This window comes from Catenuloplanes nepalensis (assembly GCF_030811575.1).
GTDB lineage: Bacteria > Actinomycetota > Actinomycetes > Mycobacteriales > Micromonosporaceae > Catenuloplanes > Catenuloplanes nepalensis.
Genome location: NZ_JAUSRA010000001.1, coordinates 5,276,659 through 5,289,564, shown reverse-complemented (window position 1 = coordinate 5,289,564; position 12,906 = coordinate 5,276,659). Strand labels below are relative to the sequence as shown.

The window sequence follows — 12,906 nt, the reverse complement described above, 5'->3', positions numbered from 1 at the left end:
AGCCTATTGCAGGAGACCGGCCCGGGTGGCGAGCAGCGCGGCCTGCACCCGGTTCTCGCAGGAGAGCTTCATCAGGATCCGGCTGACGTGCGTCTTGACCGTGCTCTCCGAGATGACCAGCGTGCCGCTGATCGCGGTGTTGGACAGGCCTCGGGCCAGGAGTTTCAGCACCTCGACCTCGCGCTCGCTGAGCTCGGCCCTGGCCAGCCGCGCCACCGCGCCGTCGGAGACGCCGGACCCGAGGCCGCGCAGCCGGGTGACCGCGTGCCGGGTGACCGGCGGCGACAGGAACACCTCGCCGGCCGCGGCCGCGCGCAGTGCCGGGCCCAGTTCCTCGGCCGCGGAGCTCTTGAGCACGAAGCCGGCCGCGCCGTGTGCGAGCGCCTCGTCGATGTACTGCTCCTCGCCGAACGTGGTCAGCATGATCACCCGGGTCGGCCCGGTGATCGCGCGCAGCGCGGCCAGCCCGTCCACCACCGGCATGCGGATGTCCATCAGCACCACGTCCGGCTTGAGCCGCTCGACCGCCTCGCGGGCCTCCCTGCCGTTCGCGGCCTCGGCGACCACGTCCACGTCCGGCAGCGCGCCCACCACCAGCCGGATGCCGCCGCGCGTCAGCTCGTCGTCGTCCGCGATCACCACCCGCAGGAGACTCACGCGATCACCACCCGCCGGGGATTCACGGGGTCACCGTCCGCGGGAGACTCACTCCACCATCTCCTTCGAGACCAGCACACCGTCGCGGAAACAGAAACGGTACCGGCCGTTGTACGACTCCGCACGGAGGCCGATCCGCGCGGAGTACGTGAGGCACGCCGAGCCGGCCGCCGGGTTCGGGTCCTCGACCGCGGCGTCCGGCTGGGGCAGCCGCGCCCGGACCTCCGCCTCCGGCATGCCGGCCCGAATGGCGTCGTAGGTCTCCCGGTCGACCATGTACTGCTCGATCGAGACCCAGAACGCGCCCGCGCACAGCGCCACCACCATGGTCACCGCGCCCGCGATCAGCGCCCAGGCGCGGCGCCGGGACCGGTCCACCCGCCGCAGCTCGACCCGCACGTCGTCGGCCGGCCCGGGCGACGGCGCCTGCGGGGTCAGCGGCAGCGTGGCCGCGATCCGGAAGCCGCCGTCCGGCTCCGGCCCGGAGTAGAGCACGCCGCCGGTCAGCCGGATCCGTTCGGCGAGCCCGCGCAGGCCCTGCCCGCTGCCGTGCGCGCCGGTCGACGTGCCCGGGGCGTTGACCACCTCGGCGACCAGCGCGTCCGGCTCGTAGCGCAGCGCCAGCCGGATCTCACCGCCGCGCGCGTGCCGGAGCGCGTTCGTGACGCCCTCCTGCAGTGTCCGGTACGCCGCGTGGTCGATCAGCGGGTGCAGCGGCACCGGCTCGCCCTCGCGGTGCAGCGTGATCCGGGCGCCGGCGGACAGCGCGCCGTCGACCAGCGCGCCCGCGTCCGCGAGCCGGGCCGGGACCGGCTCGGACTCGTCGCCGGCGCCCCCGTCGCGCAGCACGGCCAGGATCTGCCGCAGCTCGTCCATCGCCTGCGTGGACGTGGTGTGCAGAAGTGACACCACCTCGTCGGTGCGATCCGGTTGCCGGCCGGCAACGGTGCGCAGCGCGCCGCTGTAGAGCGAGATGAGCGTGAGCCGGTGACCGAGTGAGTCGTGCATCTCCCGGGCGATGCGCGTCGCCTCGCGTACCCGTACCCGCTCGGCCATGGTCTTCTGTTGTTCCTCCAGGTATTCGGCGCGCTCCTGCATCAGCCGGAGCAGTTCCCGGCGCTGCGCCGTCATCCGGGCCACGAGCGCGGGAAGGGCCTGGAACACCACGAACGAGCCGGCCGTGAACAGCACCTGGGCCAGGCCGGCCGGGGCCTCCCGCAGGTCGCCGAGCAGCGACACGACCAGCACCGCCAGGAACGTGCCGGTGATCCGTACGGTGCTGCGCACCCGCAGCCCGGCCGACACGCTCAGCCCGAACAGCAGGAACAGGCCGTTCTGCCCGGTCACCGCGCAGAGCACGGCGGTCAGGACCAGAACCGTCGCCGGGTACGCCCGGCGCAACGCGATCAGCACGATGTCGGCGAGCCCGGCCAGCACGGCCACCGCCGTCGGCAGCTCGGACCCGGCGATCCCGGGGAGCCCGACGGCGGTGGCGGTGAGGGCGAGCGCGAGACCGGCCTCATAGGCGAGGCGCGCGGGCCCGGCGGACCGGACCGCGCGCCACCACGACGACATGTTCATTACTCCGGAAGAGTAATGCGGCTCTTCTCCGCGAGCGTGCCGCCGACGAAGCACAGCCGCCACATCGGCTGCTCACCCGCGTCCTGGAGCGGCTTGACCCCGTAGTAGACGCACGACGCACCGGCCGGCATGCCCTGCTTGGCCGGGTCGTCGCCGTACAGGTCCGTGTCCTGCAGCCCGGACAGCGGCGCGGGCAGTGCGGCCCGCACGTCCGCCTCCGCCGTGCCCTCCTTCTGCGCGTCGAACTGCTGCTGGGTGATGCTCGCGTCGACGAGCTGCCTGCCCAGGTCGTACGCCTGCCAGGCGAACCACCCGACACCACCGCAGAGCACGACGAGCACGATGCCGACGACGATCGCGACCTTCCGCATGACCATTCCTCCGTATCGCTGGGATGTCTCCAGCCTGCCGGGATCGCGGCCACGGATCGTCGGTGCGAAGACCCATCTTCAGGACCGGGCGATGGTACGAAAGTGCCACCGTTATTCGGGGGAGTGCGCCGCCGAGTACGGCGTGCTGACCCCCACGTACGCGACGTGCATGATCATGCCGTTCGCGCCGTGCTCGAAGTTGTGGCAGTGGTCCATCCAGATGCCCGGGTTCGTCGCGGCGAACTCGATCTCGTAGAGCTCGCCGGACCCGATGTTGAGCGTGTCGGTCCACCACGGGCTGCCGGTCACCGGCGCGCCGTTGCGGGCGAGCACCCGGACCCGGTGCCCGTGCAGGTGGAACGGGTGGTCGATGATGCTCCGGCTGGCGATCCGGATCTTCACCCGGTCACCGCGGGCCACCTCCAGCGTCGGCACCGCGGGGTAGAGACGCCCGTTGATCGAGCTGCTCACCCAGCCGAACGTGCCCTGGCTGAACCCGAACCCGTCGTCCAGCCGCAGGTCGAACGTGCGCTGGTGGGCGACCGCGGCCGGAGCGGCGCCGGAACCGTAGGACAGCCGGTCGAAGGTCTGCCCGCCGCCCGCGGTCACCGGCGCCGCCGTGCCGGACGGATCGAGCGTCAGGGAGGCGTCCCCGGACCCGACCGTCACCGCGCCGGCCGGCATGGTGAACGCGACGTCGTAGCGGCCGCCGGCCGCGAGCGGCAACTCCGTGCCGGACTCGAGCGGCGCGGGCCCCTCGATCGGGCTGCCGTCGTGCGCCACCACCCGGTACGGCACGCCGGAGACCCGGACCGGCTGCGGCTCCCGGGAGCTGTTCATCAGGCGCAGCAGCACCTCCCGGCCGGCCGGGACGGCCTGGTGCGCGGGCCGGTCGTCCCGGTCCACCGAGGCGGACTCGCCGCCGGGCCAGATGTGCGTGAAGACGGTCCGCTCGAACCGGTCGCCGGCCGGCGCGTCCTCGACGATCAGCGCGCCGAACAGTCCCTTCTGGACGTTCTCCGAACCGTCCCGGTGCGTGTGGTACCAGTAGCTGCCCTCGGCGAGCGCCACGAAGCGGTAGACGTGCTGCCCGCCCGGCATGACCGCGTCCTGGGTCACGCCCGGCACGCCGTCCTCCGCGTTCGGCACGTCCACGCCGTGCCAGTGCAGCGTGACGCCATCGGACACGTCCGTGTTGACCAGCGTCACCTCGACCAGCTGGCCCTTGGCCACCCGCAGCTCCGGTCCCGGTGCGGTGCCGTTGAACGTCAATCCCTCCACGGTACGGCCGGAGGCGAGCGTGACCGGGCCGCGCGCCGCGGTCATCGTGAACCGCACGTCCGGCTCCCGGTCCCGCGGCCCGGTCAGCTGGTCGACGCTGACCTGCCCGCCGCCGTGCTGGTGCGCGCCCGCGGATGCGCTGTTCGTCCGCTCCGAGATCACCAGCGTGACCGCGGGGATCACCAGCGCGAACACGGCCAGCCACGGCATCGTGGCGAGACGGGATCCGGTCCCGCGCCAGCGGTCGATCATCGCGGAGAGGCCGGCGACCGCGGCCAGCGCCACCGCCGACCCGGTGACCACGAACGTGGCGTCCCCGGGCGCGAACGGCACGAGCAGCCACCAGACCGACAGCAGCGCACCGGCCGCGGCGACGTGCGTGGCGATCCGGCCGGGCCGCGCCACCGCCCAGGCCAGCGGCGGCAGCGCCGCCGGGATCTGCGCGACGAGCCGCGAATCGGCCAGCAGCAGGCCGCCAGTGGCCAGCAGCCCGGCGACGGCCAGGCGGGCGGCCACCAGCGCGGCGAGAATGTAGAGCCAGCGGCGGGCCCGTCGGACGCCGGCGATCGGCGCGGCGACGAGGACCAGCGTGGCGAGCACCAGGTCGGTCATGATCAGGATTCCGTACACCGCACCACGGTCCCGCCCGACGCACTTCCGCCGCCTCGGCAGCGACTGCCTAATCCCGGCGGGCGAGGTGCGTACGCAGCGACCTCATCGCGTAGAACAGGCGGGACTTGACCGTGCCGACTGGCACGCCGAGCCGGTCCGCGGTCTCCTGCGCGGAGCGCCCCCGCAGGTGGACCTCGATCAGCGTGACGCGCAGCCGGTCCGGCAGCCGTGCGATCGCGGCACGCATCTGCCACCCGGTGAGCATGCGGTCGATGTCGTCCCGCGGGTCCGGCCGGTCGTCGTGGCCCGGGGCCGGCGCCGCGGCACGCCGGGCAGCCCGGATTCGGTCGACGGCGAGGTTGCGCGCGACGGTGTGCAGCCACTGCGGCCGCCACTCACCGTCCGGCCCGCGGGCGTCGGGGTGCCGCCACGCGCGTACCGCGGTCTCCTGCAGCACGTCCTCCGCCAGGTGCCGGTCGCCGCCGAGCAGCTTCGTCAGCCGCCGGACCAGAGCGCCGCCGTGCTCCTGATAGAGAGCGCGCAGCCGTGCCTCGTCGTCATGCATGCGCCAACGCCAGTCCAGACCCCGTCGAGTTCACCGCCGTGCGGCGAATGACCGCAATGCTGGCGCTCGCGTCACCGGGCCCGCATCGGCAACGGTGCCTAGATCGGTGCCGACCGCGCGACGCGATGACTCGTCCGGGTACCTGATCTGACGGCTCGCCGATCGTCGGCTGGGAACGTGGTACTTCCTGGCCCCGGCCGGGCCGCGAAGGTCCGGATAACGTCGGTCGGCATGAGCAACGCTGTGGTGGAGCGCCTGATCGGCGCGCTGAACGGGCATGACCTCGACGCGATCGCGGCCTGTTTCGGCGAGGATTTCGTGAGTCACTGGCCGGCCCATCCGAGCCGGGACTTCCAGGGGCCGGAGCAGGTGCGCCGGAACTGGGAGATGATCTTCAAGATGTCACCGGAGATCACGGTGGCGATGACGAACTCGGTCGAGGTCGGCGACGAGGTGTGGGGCGAGTGGCACTACACGAAGGCGGCCGGGCAGGACCTGCGCGGTGTCATCATCATCGCGGTGCGTGACGGGCTGATCCGCGAGTCGCGGTTCTACATGGAGCCGATCGACGGCGCGGACGCCGCGGTGCCGGGCGGGCCGCGGCTCGCCCGGGACTGATCGGGCCCCGCCCGCGCCTGGCAGAATGGAGCCGTGCGGCGGGACGACGACTTCGGGACCGCGCTGCGGACCCTGCGGCACCGGCTCACCCCGCGTGAGGCCGGTCTGCCGGCGTCGTTGCCCGCCGTGCGGCGCGTCCCCGGCCTTCGCCGGGACGAGCTGGCCGGCATCGCGGGCGTCTCCGAGGAGCACCTGAAGCGGCTGGAGCAGGGCCGCCGCCGGCCGTCACCCGGCGTGGTCGACGCGCTGGCCCGGGCCCTGCGGCTGGGTGCGGACGAGCACGCCCGGCTGCGCACGCTGGCCGGGTTCGCCGCGACGCCGGAGCCGGACGGCCGCGTCCCGCGCGAGGTCACCAACACCGCCCGCCGCATGCTGGACCGGCTCACCGAGGTCGCGGTCTGCGTCTGCGACGCGAGCTGGACGGTGCTGGCCGCCAACGATCTCTGGCACACGGACGTGTGCACGATCCCGGAGACGCCGGGCCGCGCGCGCAATGTGGTCTGGCGCGCGTTCACCGAGGCCGGCCCGTCGGTGTTCCAGGACCCGGAGCGGCCGGACGGCTTCCGCGGCACCGTCGTGGCCGAGCTGCGCGACACCGCACACCGATACCCGGCGGACACCGAGCTGGCGTCGATGATCGCCGACCTGCGCGCGGGAAGCCCGGAGTTCGCCCGGCTCTGGGACGCGCCGCCGGCCACCGGCGGCCACGCGGACCGGCTGCGCGTGCCGAGCCCGGTGCACGGCCACCTCCACCTCGACCTGGACGTACTGACGATCAACCCGGGCGACCTGCGCGTCGTCGTCTACACCGCGACCGCGTAGCGACCGGCCCGGCGCGGCAGGAAAAGTGCGCGGCGGGAGGCAACCGCCGGACCGGTGCGCCCTCAGAAGGGGAGGACGGGGCTCACGGACGGAGCGGGATGCAAGCCGAGCTGGAACAGCAGCGCGGCGGCGAGGACCGGAGGACCCCGATCGCCTGGACGTGCACCGGCTGACCGGTGAGCCTGGGATCGGGAGTCGGTGGAACGACCGGCCGGTCCGGTGCAGCCTGGGACCGCATCTCCCGGGCCGGCCGAGCGGGCCGGCCGGGGCTCCCGGACGAAGGGTTCCACCGCATGCGCACCGACCGCCGCACAACGATCCTGTGGTGGGTGATCGCCGCCCAGCTACTGCTGGCGGTGGGCACCACGCTCGCCGGGTGGCCGCAGCCGATTCTGAACGTCGTCCTGCTCGTGGTGGTCGTGGCGATGCACGCGCTGCGCCGCTACACGCTCATGTCGTTCGCCGTCTTCGCGGCGATCACGTTCGTGGTGAGCAACGTCTACGAGAACCTCAGCATCCTGACCGGCTTCCCGTTCGGTGACTACTACTACTCGGACAACCTCGGTCTCAAGCTGTTCCTCGTCCCGCTGGTGATCGCGCCCGCGTACTTCGCCACCGGCTACTTCTCCTGGCAGATCGCGCACATCCTGCTGGGCGTGACCGGGGCACGGCCGCGCGGCCGGGACGTCTTCCTCGTACCGCTGATCGCCAGTTTCGTGATGGTGATGTGGGATTTGATCATGGATCCGAACGCGGCGACCGCGGGCGGCTCGTGGATCTGGGAGGACGGCGGCGGCTACTTCGGCGTGCCGCTCGTCAACTTCGCCGGCTGGTTCCTCTGCGTCTACACGATCTTCCAGCTGTTCGCGCTCTACCTGGCGCGGCGTGGCCCGGCCGCGATCCGGCCCGAGGCCGATGGTCTCGGCGACGCCTACCGGTACCAGGCGATCGTGCCGTACGTCAGCGTCGCCCTGGTCCTGACCTCGCGTTTCCTGACCCGGGAGGACGGGGTCGTGACCGACCCGGCCGGGCAGCAGTGGCAGCTCGCCGACCTCGGCGAGACCACGATGCTGGTCTCCGTCTTCACCATGTACTTCGTTGCCCTGCTCAGCGCGCTCCTGGTGAGCAGGACACGCGCGATCTGATGCGTGCGCACCACCGGTCCCGCCACCCGGAACACGGGCGGCGGGACCGGTGGGTCAGACCTCCAGCAGTTTGTCGAGCGTGATCGGGGTCTCGCGGACCCGGATGCCGGTGGCGTTGTAGACGGCGTTGCCGATCGCGGCGGCCGAGCCGACCGCGCCGAGTTCGCCGAGCCCGCGGGCGCCGAGACCGCGCGCGCCGAGGCCGTCGACGTGCGGGTCCGGCCGGTCCAGCCAGTGCACGTCGATGTCCGGGACGTCGGCGTTGACCGGCACCATGTAGTCGGCCATGTTCGCCGCGGCCAGCCGGCCGGTGCCGAGTTCGAGGGGATCGTGCTCCAGCAGCGCCTGGCCGATGCCGAAGATGACGCCGCCGATGAGCTGGCTGCGGGCGGCCTGGGCGTTGATGATGCGCCCGGAGTCCACGACCGTGGTGAAGCGGGTGACCCGGGGTTCCCCGGTGAACCGGTTGACCCGCACCTCGCAGAAGTGCGCCCCGAAGCTGTGGAACTCGAACCGCTCCGCCGTCTCGGGCGCGAGCTGGGTCGTCGCCCTGGCCTCGATGCTCTTCCGGCCGACCGCGGTGAGCAGCTGCCCGAACGTCGCGGAGTGACCCCCGCCGTGCAGCCGGCCGTTCGCGTAGACCGGGCGCGCACCGTCGTGCCAGGGGGAGCGCGGGTCGGTCACCGCGAGGTCGATGAGCGCGGTCACCACGTCGTCCGCCGCGACCAGCACCGACGGTACCGTGCTCGCCGTGGCCTGGGAGCCCGCCGCGACCGCGCCGGGCGGCAGCGTCGAGTCGCCGACCCGGGCGGTCACCTTCCGCACCGGGATGCCCAGGCGGTCGGCGCCGGTGATCGCCACCACGGTCGCCGCGCCGTTGCCGATGTCGCTGGTCGCGGTGGAGACGATCGCGGTCTCGTCGGCGCACAGTTCGACCGAGACGGAGACCGGCATCCGGTTGCCCGGATAGATGGCGGTGGCCATGCCCATCCCGATCAGCCACTGCCCGTCGGTACGGCTGCGCGGCGTGGCGCGCCGGGCCGACCAGCCGAACCGGCGGGCACCCTCGCGGTAGCAGTCGGCGAGATGCTTGCTGGAGAACGGCTTGCCGTTGCCGGGCGCGACCGTGGCGTAGTTGCGCAGCCGCAGCTCGACCGGGTCGACGCCGGTGGCCACGGCCAGCTCGTCCATGGCGGTCTCCAGCGCGAACGCCCCGGGCGCCTCGTTGGGCCCACGCATCGCCCAGGTCGGCGGCAGGTCCAGCTGGACCAGCCGCTGGCCGATGTGCAGGTTCGGCGTCTTGTAGAGCGTGTCCGTGGTGTCGTGCGCCGGGACCAGGAGCCATCCGCCGACGTTCGGCAGCTCCGCGTCGGCGTCGTGACTGACCGCGGTGAGCACGCCGGTGCGGGTCGCGCCCAGCCGTACCGTGTGATCGACCTGGCCCCGGTGCCCGACCATGGTGAACACCTGTTCCCGGGTCATCACCAGCTTGACCGGGCGGCCCAGCCGGCGCGCCACACCGGCCGCCAGGATGGAGTCGTTCCACGACGGCACCCGGCTGCCGAACCCACCGCCGGTGTACGTGCAGATGACGTGGATCGCCTCGGCCGGCAGACCCAGCCGGAGCTGGAGCAGTTGCACGGTCGCGAACGTACCCTGCGATCCGGTGTGGATGGTCACCCGGTCGCCGGCCGCGTTCCACTCGGCGACGGCCGCGTGCGGCTCCATCGCGACGTGGTGCTGGATCGGCTGGTGGAACGTCGACTCGACGACGACCTCGCTGGCCGCCAGCGCCTCGTCGATCGAGCCGACGCCGGGGGCGAGGACGCTGACGTTGTAGAGCGGGCCGGGGGCGTCCTCGCCGGGAAGGTTCGCCGCGAGCGAGGTGTTCGGCGGGTCGGTGCGGTAGGTCGTGGTGACCAGCGCCGCCGCGTCCCGCGCCTGCTCGAAGGTCTCGGCGACGACCACCGCGATCGCCTGCCCCCGGTAGCGGATCGCGGTGTCCTGCAGCGGCGCGTAGTTCTCCACCATCCCGGGCGGCGGCATGTTCTGCGGCGGCGTGAGCAGGCCCAGGTTGTTACCGGGGTGATAGATCTCCAGCACGCCGGGCGCGGCCAGCGCGGCGGCGAGGTCCATGGCCAGGATCTCGCCCCGGCCGATCGTGCTGGTCACCACGACGGCGTGGGCCAGGCCGGGCAGGTCGTGGTCGGCGGCGTACTCGGCGGCGCCGGTGACCTTGGGCCGGCCGTCGACCCGGTCGATCTCCCGCCCGATCGGTGAGGCGGTCATCGTGCCCCCTTGTTCTCGGTGAGCGTGGTGAGGGCGCGGACGATCGTGCGGCGCAGCAGCGCGGGCTTGAACGAGTTGTGCTCCCGCGGCACGGCGCCGTCCGCGGCGTGGGCCACCGCCGCCTCGAACGTCTCCGCGGTGGGACGCCGGCCGGCCAGTGCCTGCTCGACGACGGTCAGCCGCCACGGCTTGGTGCCCACCCCGCCGGCCGCGACCCGGGCCTGCCGGATCGTGCCGCCCCTGAGTTCGAGGGCGACGGCCGCGGAGGCGAGCGCGAACTCGTACGACTGCCGGTCGCGGATCTTGAGGTAGAGCGACCGCGACGCCCACGGCAGCGACGGCACGGTGATCCCGGTGATCAGCTCACCCGGCTGCAGCACGGTCTCCACCTGCGGTGTGCTGCCGGGCAGCGTGTAGAACGCGTCGAGCGGCACGGACCGGGTGCCGCGCGCCGAGGCCAGGTGCACCACGGTGCCGAGCGCGACCAGCGCGACCGCCAGATCGCTCGGGCTGGTGGCGATGCAGGCGTCGCTGGTGCCGAGGATCGCGTGGCCGCGGTTCACCCCGGTCAGCGCCGCGCAGCCGCTGCCCGGCTCCCGCTTGTTGCACGGCGTGGAGACGTCCCGGTAGTAGCCGCACCGGGTGCGCTGCAGCAGGTTCCCGCCGATGCTGGCCATGTTGCGCAGCTGGCCGGACGCGCTCAGTTCCAGGGCCTGGGAGATCATCGGGTACGACTCGCGCACGGTCCGATGGGCCGCCACGTCGCTCATCCGCTCCAGCGCGCCGATGTGCAGCCCGCGGTGGTCGCCGGTGATGCCGCGCAGCGGAAGCCGGTCGATGTCCACCACGTGCGCCGGTGCCAGCACGTCGAGCTTCATCAGGTCGACCAGCGTGGTGCCGCCGGCCAGGAACGCCGTCTCCGCCCCGGCCCGGGCGAGCGCCTCCGGCACCGAACCGGGCCGGCTGTAGGTGTAGGCCCGCATCAGCGCATCACGTCCTGTGCGTCCTTGATCGCCGCGACGATCGCCGGGTAGCAGCTGCACCGGCAGATGTTGCCGGACATCCGCTCGCGGATCTCGTCGTCGGTGCGCGCCTTGCCCTCCCGGACCATGCCGACCGCCGACATGATCTGCCCGGGCGTGCAGAAACCGCACTGCAGGCCGTCCCGCTCGATGAACGCGGTCTGCATCGGGTGCAGCCGGTCACCGGTGGCCAGGCCCTCGATCGTGACCACCGCGCGCTGGTCGGTGGTGGCGGCCAGGGTCAGGCAGGACAGCACCCGCCGGCCGTCCACGTGCACGGTGCACGCACCGCACTGGCCGCGGTCACAGCCCTTCTTCGTGCCGGTCAGGTCCAGCCGCTCGCGGAGCGTGTCCAGCAGCGTGACGCGCGGGTCGACCTGGAGTGTCCGGGCCTCGCCGTTGATCTCCACCCGTACCGTCACCAGCTCGTCACCGGCCGCGGGAGCGGCCGCTGCCGCCTCCACCGCGCCGGTGACCAGGGGCGCCGCCACCGCGACCGCGACGGTGCTGCCCAGGACGGTTCTCCGGGACACGCCCGGCGGGAGTTGCTCATCCGTACTCATCCGATGTCTCCGATGAAAACGCCGGGGCCGTCGGGTCGGCCGGCCGGCTCGATGCCTCCACTCTGTTCAGAGCCGGGGATGCCAACCAGGACCTGTCGATCCGAGGTTGGGCCGCGGCGCACCGATAAGCTGACGGCCCTGGCCGGAACGGTGATCGAGTGAGTTCCTCCGCACCACCTACGAGGCCGCCGCGAACCTCGCACGGTGGGACCGTCCCGCACTGGAGGACGACCCCTTCCGGTTGCACCGCTCTTGACCCTGTTCTCCCAACACGGCGTTGGCTGGTGCTGTGGAAAGCGTTGCGGGCATCGCGCCCGCGTCCCTGTCACCAGCGGCATGAACGACTGGCTCGGGATTCTCGTCGCCGCGGTGCTGGTGTCCCTGACTCCCGGCGTCAATCAGCTCGGCAACGCCGTCCGCCACCGGCAGTCCCGTGCCCTGGCCGGGCCCGCCGGGCGGCTCGCGGCGTTCGTGGTCCCGATCGGCCTGTTCTTCGCCGGTCTCGGCACCGTCCTCATCGCGTGCGAGGCCGTGCTGTGACCGTTGAATCCGCCGGACGGGCGCGGGCCGTGCGCGCTGGCTACGGCGACGACTCCGGGTCGCGACGCTCAGATCGTCCCGCTCGGCTGAGCCGGATCTGCTCGTGTGCGAGGAGGCTGGCCCGGGTGAGCACGTCGATCTGGGCGGGGTTGTAGAGCGTGGTCACGGCGTCGATGAAGGTCTGCCGCGTCTCCTGCTCGTTCCCGGTCAGGCGCGCGCCCGGCTCGGTCAGCCACGGGTAGTCGGTGATGTTCTGGGCGATCACCGGCGCCACCTTCTCGGCGAGGCGCTGCCGGGTGGCCTCGTCCGCGTCCGCCGGCAGGTTGTCCAGCTCCTCGGTCACCGGGCCGGTGTCCTCCTCCACCATCCGCCGCAGGTCCTTCATCGCGTCGTCGTCGTACAGCCGGGTGTAGACGTGGATGAGCGAGGTGTCGGCCTCGGACATGCGCGACGCGGAGGACTCGAAGCCGGCCGGGGCGTCGGCCGGTGCGCCGTCGCGCAGGATGACGGCGATGTCGGCGCGGGCCTTCTGCAGGCGCTCGACCTCGGCCGCGAGTTGGGCGTCGACCCGGCGCAGCACCTCCGGCGGGACGTCGCCGTTCGACCTCGCCACGCCGATCTCGGACAGCGGCACCCCCAACTCCACGAGCCGCCGGATGCGCAACAGACAGACCAGATGGGGTACGCCGTACTGCTTGTAGCCGTTGGAGCGGCGCTCCGGGGCCTCCAGCAGGCCGAGCCGGTGGTAGTGCCGCACGGTGTTCACCGTGGTGCCGGCGAGCTCGGCGAGTTCCCGGGTGCTCCAGGCCACGTCGGCCCCTTCCTGGATCACACCGGAGC

At 72.7% G+C, this 12,906-nt stretch carries 13 protein-coding genes; 4 read left to right on the top strand and 9 right to left on the bottom strand.

Annotated elements, in window-relative coordinates:
• Nucleotides 1-3: 3 nt before the first annotated feature.
• The 5 genes from J2S43_RS23025 to J2S43_RS23005 form a co-directional block, all read right to left on the bottom strand.
• Entirely contained in the window at nucleotides 4-657 is a 654-nt protein-coding gene (locus J2S43_RS23025; protein WP_306832475.1) for a response regulator, read from the bottom strand.
• Between the two features lie 48 nt (nucleotides 658-705).
• Nucleotides 706-2,232, bottom strand: a complete 1,527-nt coding sequence (locus J2S43_RS23020) for a sensor histidine kinase (RefSeq protein ID WP_306832473.1) — start codon at nucleotides 2,230-2,232, stop codon at nucleotides 706-708.
• Between the two features lie 5 nt (nucleotides 2,233-2,237).
• Nucleotides 2,238-2,609 carry a hypothetical protein gene (locus J2S43_RS23015; RefSeq protein WP_306832472.1) on the bottom strand — a complete coding sequence of 124 codons (372 nt, stop codon included), beginning with the start codon at nucleotides 2,607-2,609 and terminating at the stop codon, nucleotides 2,238-2,240.
• Between the two features lie 111 nt (nucleotides 2,610-2,720).
• A complete protein-coding gene (locus J2S43_RS23010) occupies nucleotides 2,721-4,520 on the bottom strand; it encodes a multicopper oxidase family protein (RefSeq protein WP_306832471.1) in 1,800 nt (599 codons plus the stop codon).
• A gap of 49 nt (nucleotides 4,521-4,569) precedes the next feature.
• The gene (locus tag J2S43_RS23005; RefSeq protein WP_306832470.1) at nucleotides 4,570-5,067 is read right to left on the bottom strand and encodes a sigma-70 family RNA polymerase sigma factor; all 498 of its coding nucleotides are present in this window, start codon (nucleotides 5,065-5,067) and stop codon (nucleotides 4,570-4,572) included.
• A 231-nt stretch (nucleotides 5,068-5,298) separates the two neighbouring features.
• Between J2S43_RS23005 and J2S43_RS23000 the strand changes: the two genes are divergently transcribed.
• The 3 genes from J2S43_RS23000 (at nucleotide 5,299) to J2S43_RS22990 (ending at nucleotide 7,652) form a co-directional block, all read left to right on the top strand.
• On the top strand, nucleotides 5,299-5,685 hold the full coding sequence (locus J2S43_RS23000) for a nuclear transport factor 2 family protein (RefSeq protein WP_306832469.1): 387 nt from the start codon (nucleotides 5,299-5,301) through the stop codon (nucleotides 5,683-5,685).
• A gap of 33 nt (nucleotides 5,686-5,718) precedes the next feature.
• Nucleotides 5,719-6,507, top strand: a complete 789-nt coding sequence (locus J2S43_RS22995) for a helix-turn-helix domain-containing protein (RefSeq protein WP_306832468.1) — start codon at nucleotides 5,719-5,721, stop codon at nucleotides 6,505-6,507.
• Between the two features lie 293 nt (nucleotides 6,508-6,800).
• Nucleotides 6,801-7,652, top strand: a complete 852-nt coding sequence (locus J2S43_RS22990; RefSeq protein ID WP_306832467.1) for a carotenoid biosynthesis protein — start codon at nucleotides 6,801-6,803, stop codon at nucleotides 7,650-7,652.
• 54 nt (nucleotides 7,653-7,706) lie between these two features.
• Here J2S43_RS22990 and J2S43_RS22985 read toward each other — a convergent pair whose 3' ends face one another.
• Genes J2S43_RS22985 through J2S43_RS22975 form a run of 3 tightly spaced genes read right to left on the bottom strand, consistent with a single transcriptional unit; the run spans nucleotide 7,707 to nucleotide 11,427 of the window.
• A complete protein-coding gene (locus tag J2S43_RS22985; RefSeq protein ID WP_306832464.1) occupies nucleotides 7,707-9,941 on the bottom strand; it encodes a xanthine dehydrogenase family protein molybdopterin-binding subunit in 2,235 nt (744 codons plus the stop codon).
• Nucleotides 9,938-10,924: an FAD binding domain-containing protein gene (locus J2S43_RS22980; RefSeq protein WP_306832460.1), complete on the bottom strand. Its 987-nt coding sequence runs from the start codon at nucleotides 10,922-10,924 to the stop codon at nucleotides 9,938-9,940. The genes J2S43_RS22985 and J2S43_RS22980 overlap by 4 nt, the downstream gene beginning before the upstream one ends.
• Nucleotides 10,924-11,427 (bottom strand): (2Fe-2S)-binding protein, encoded by a 504-nt coding sequence (locus J2S43_RS22975; protein WP_370881776.1) that lies wholly within the window; start codon nucleotides 11,425-11,427, stop codon nucleotides 10,924-10,926. The genes J2S43_RS22980 and J2S43_RS22975 overlap by 1 nt, the downstream gene beginning before the upstream one ends.
• A gap of 435 nt (nucleotides 11,428-11,862) precedes the next feature.
• Between J2S43_RS22975 and J2S43_RS22970 the strand changes: the two genes are divergently transcribed.
• On the top strand, nucleotides 11,863-12,066 hold the full coding sequence (locus J2S43_RS22970) for a hypothetical protein (protein ID WP_306832459.1): 204 nt from the start codon (nucleotides 11,863-11,865) through the stop codon (nucleotides 12,064-12,066).
• 40 nt (nucleotides 12,067-12,106) lie between these two features.
• On the opposite strand, the gene J2S43_RS22965 is transcribed toward J2S43_RS22970, so the two are convergent.
• A complete protein-coding gene (locus tag J2S43_RS22965; RefSeq protein WP_306832457.1) occupies nucleotides 12,107-12,877 on the bottom strand; it encodes a helix-turn-helix domain-containing protein in 771 nt (256 codons plus the stop codon).
• Between the last annotated feature and the right edge of the window lie 29 nt (nucleotides 12,878-12,906).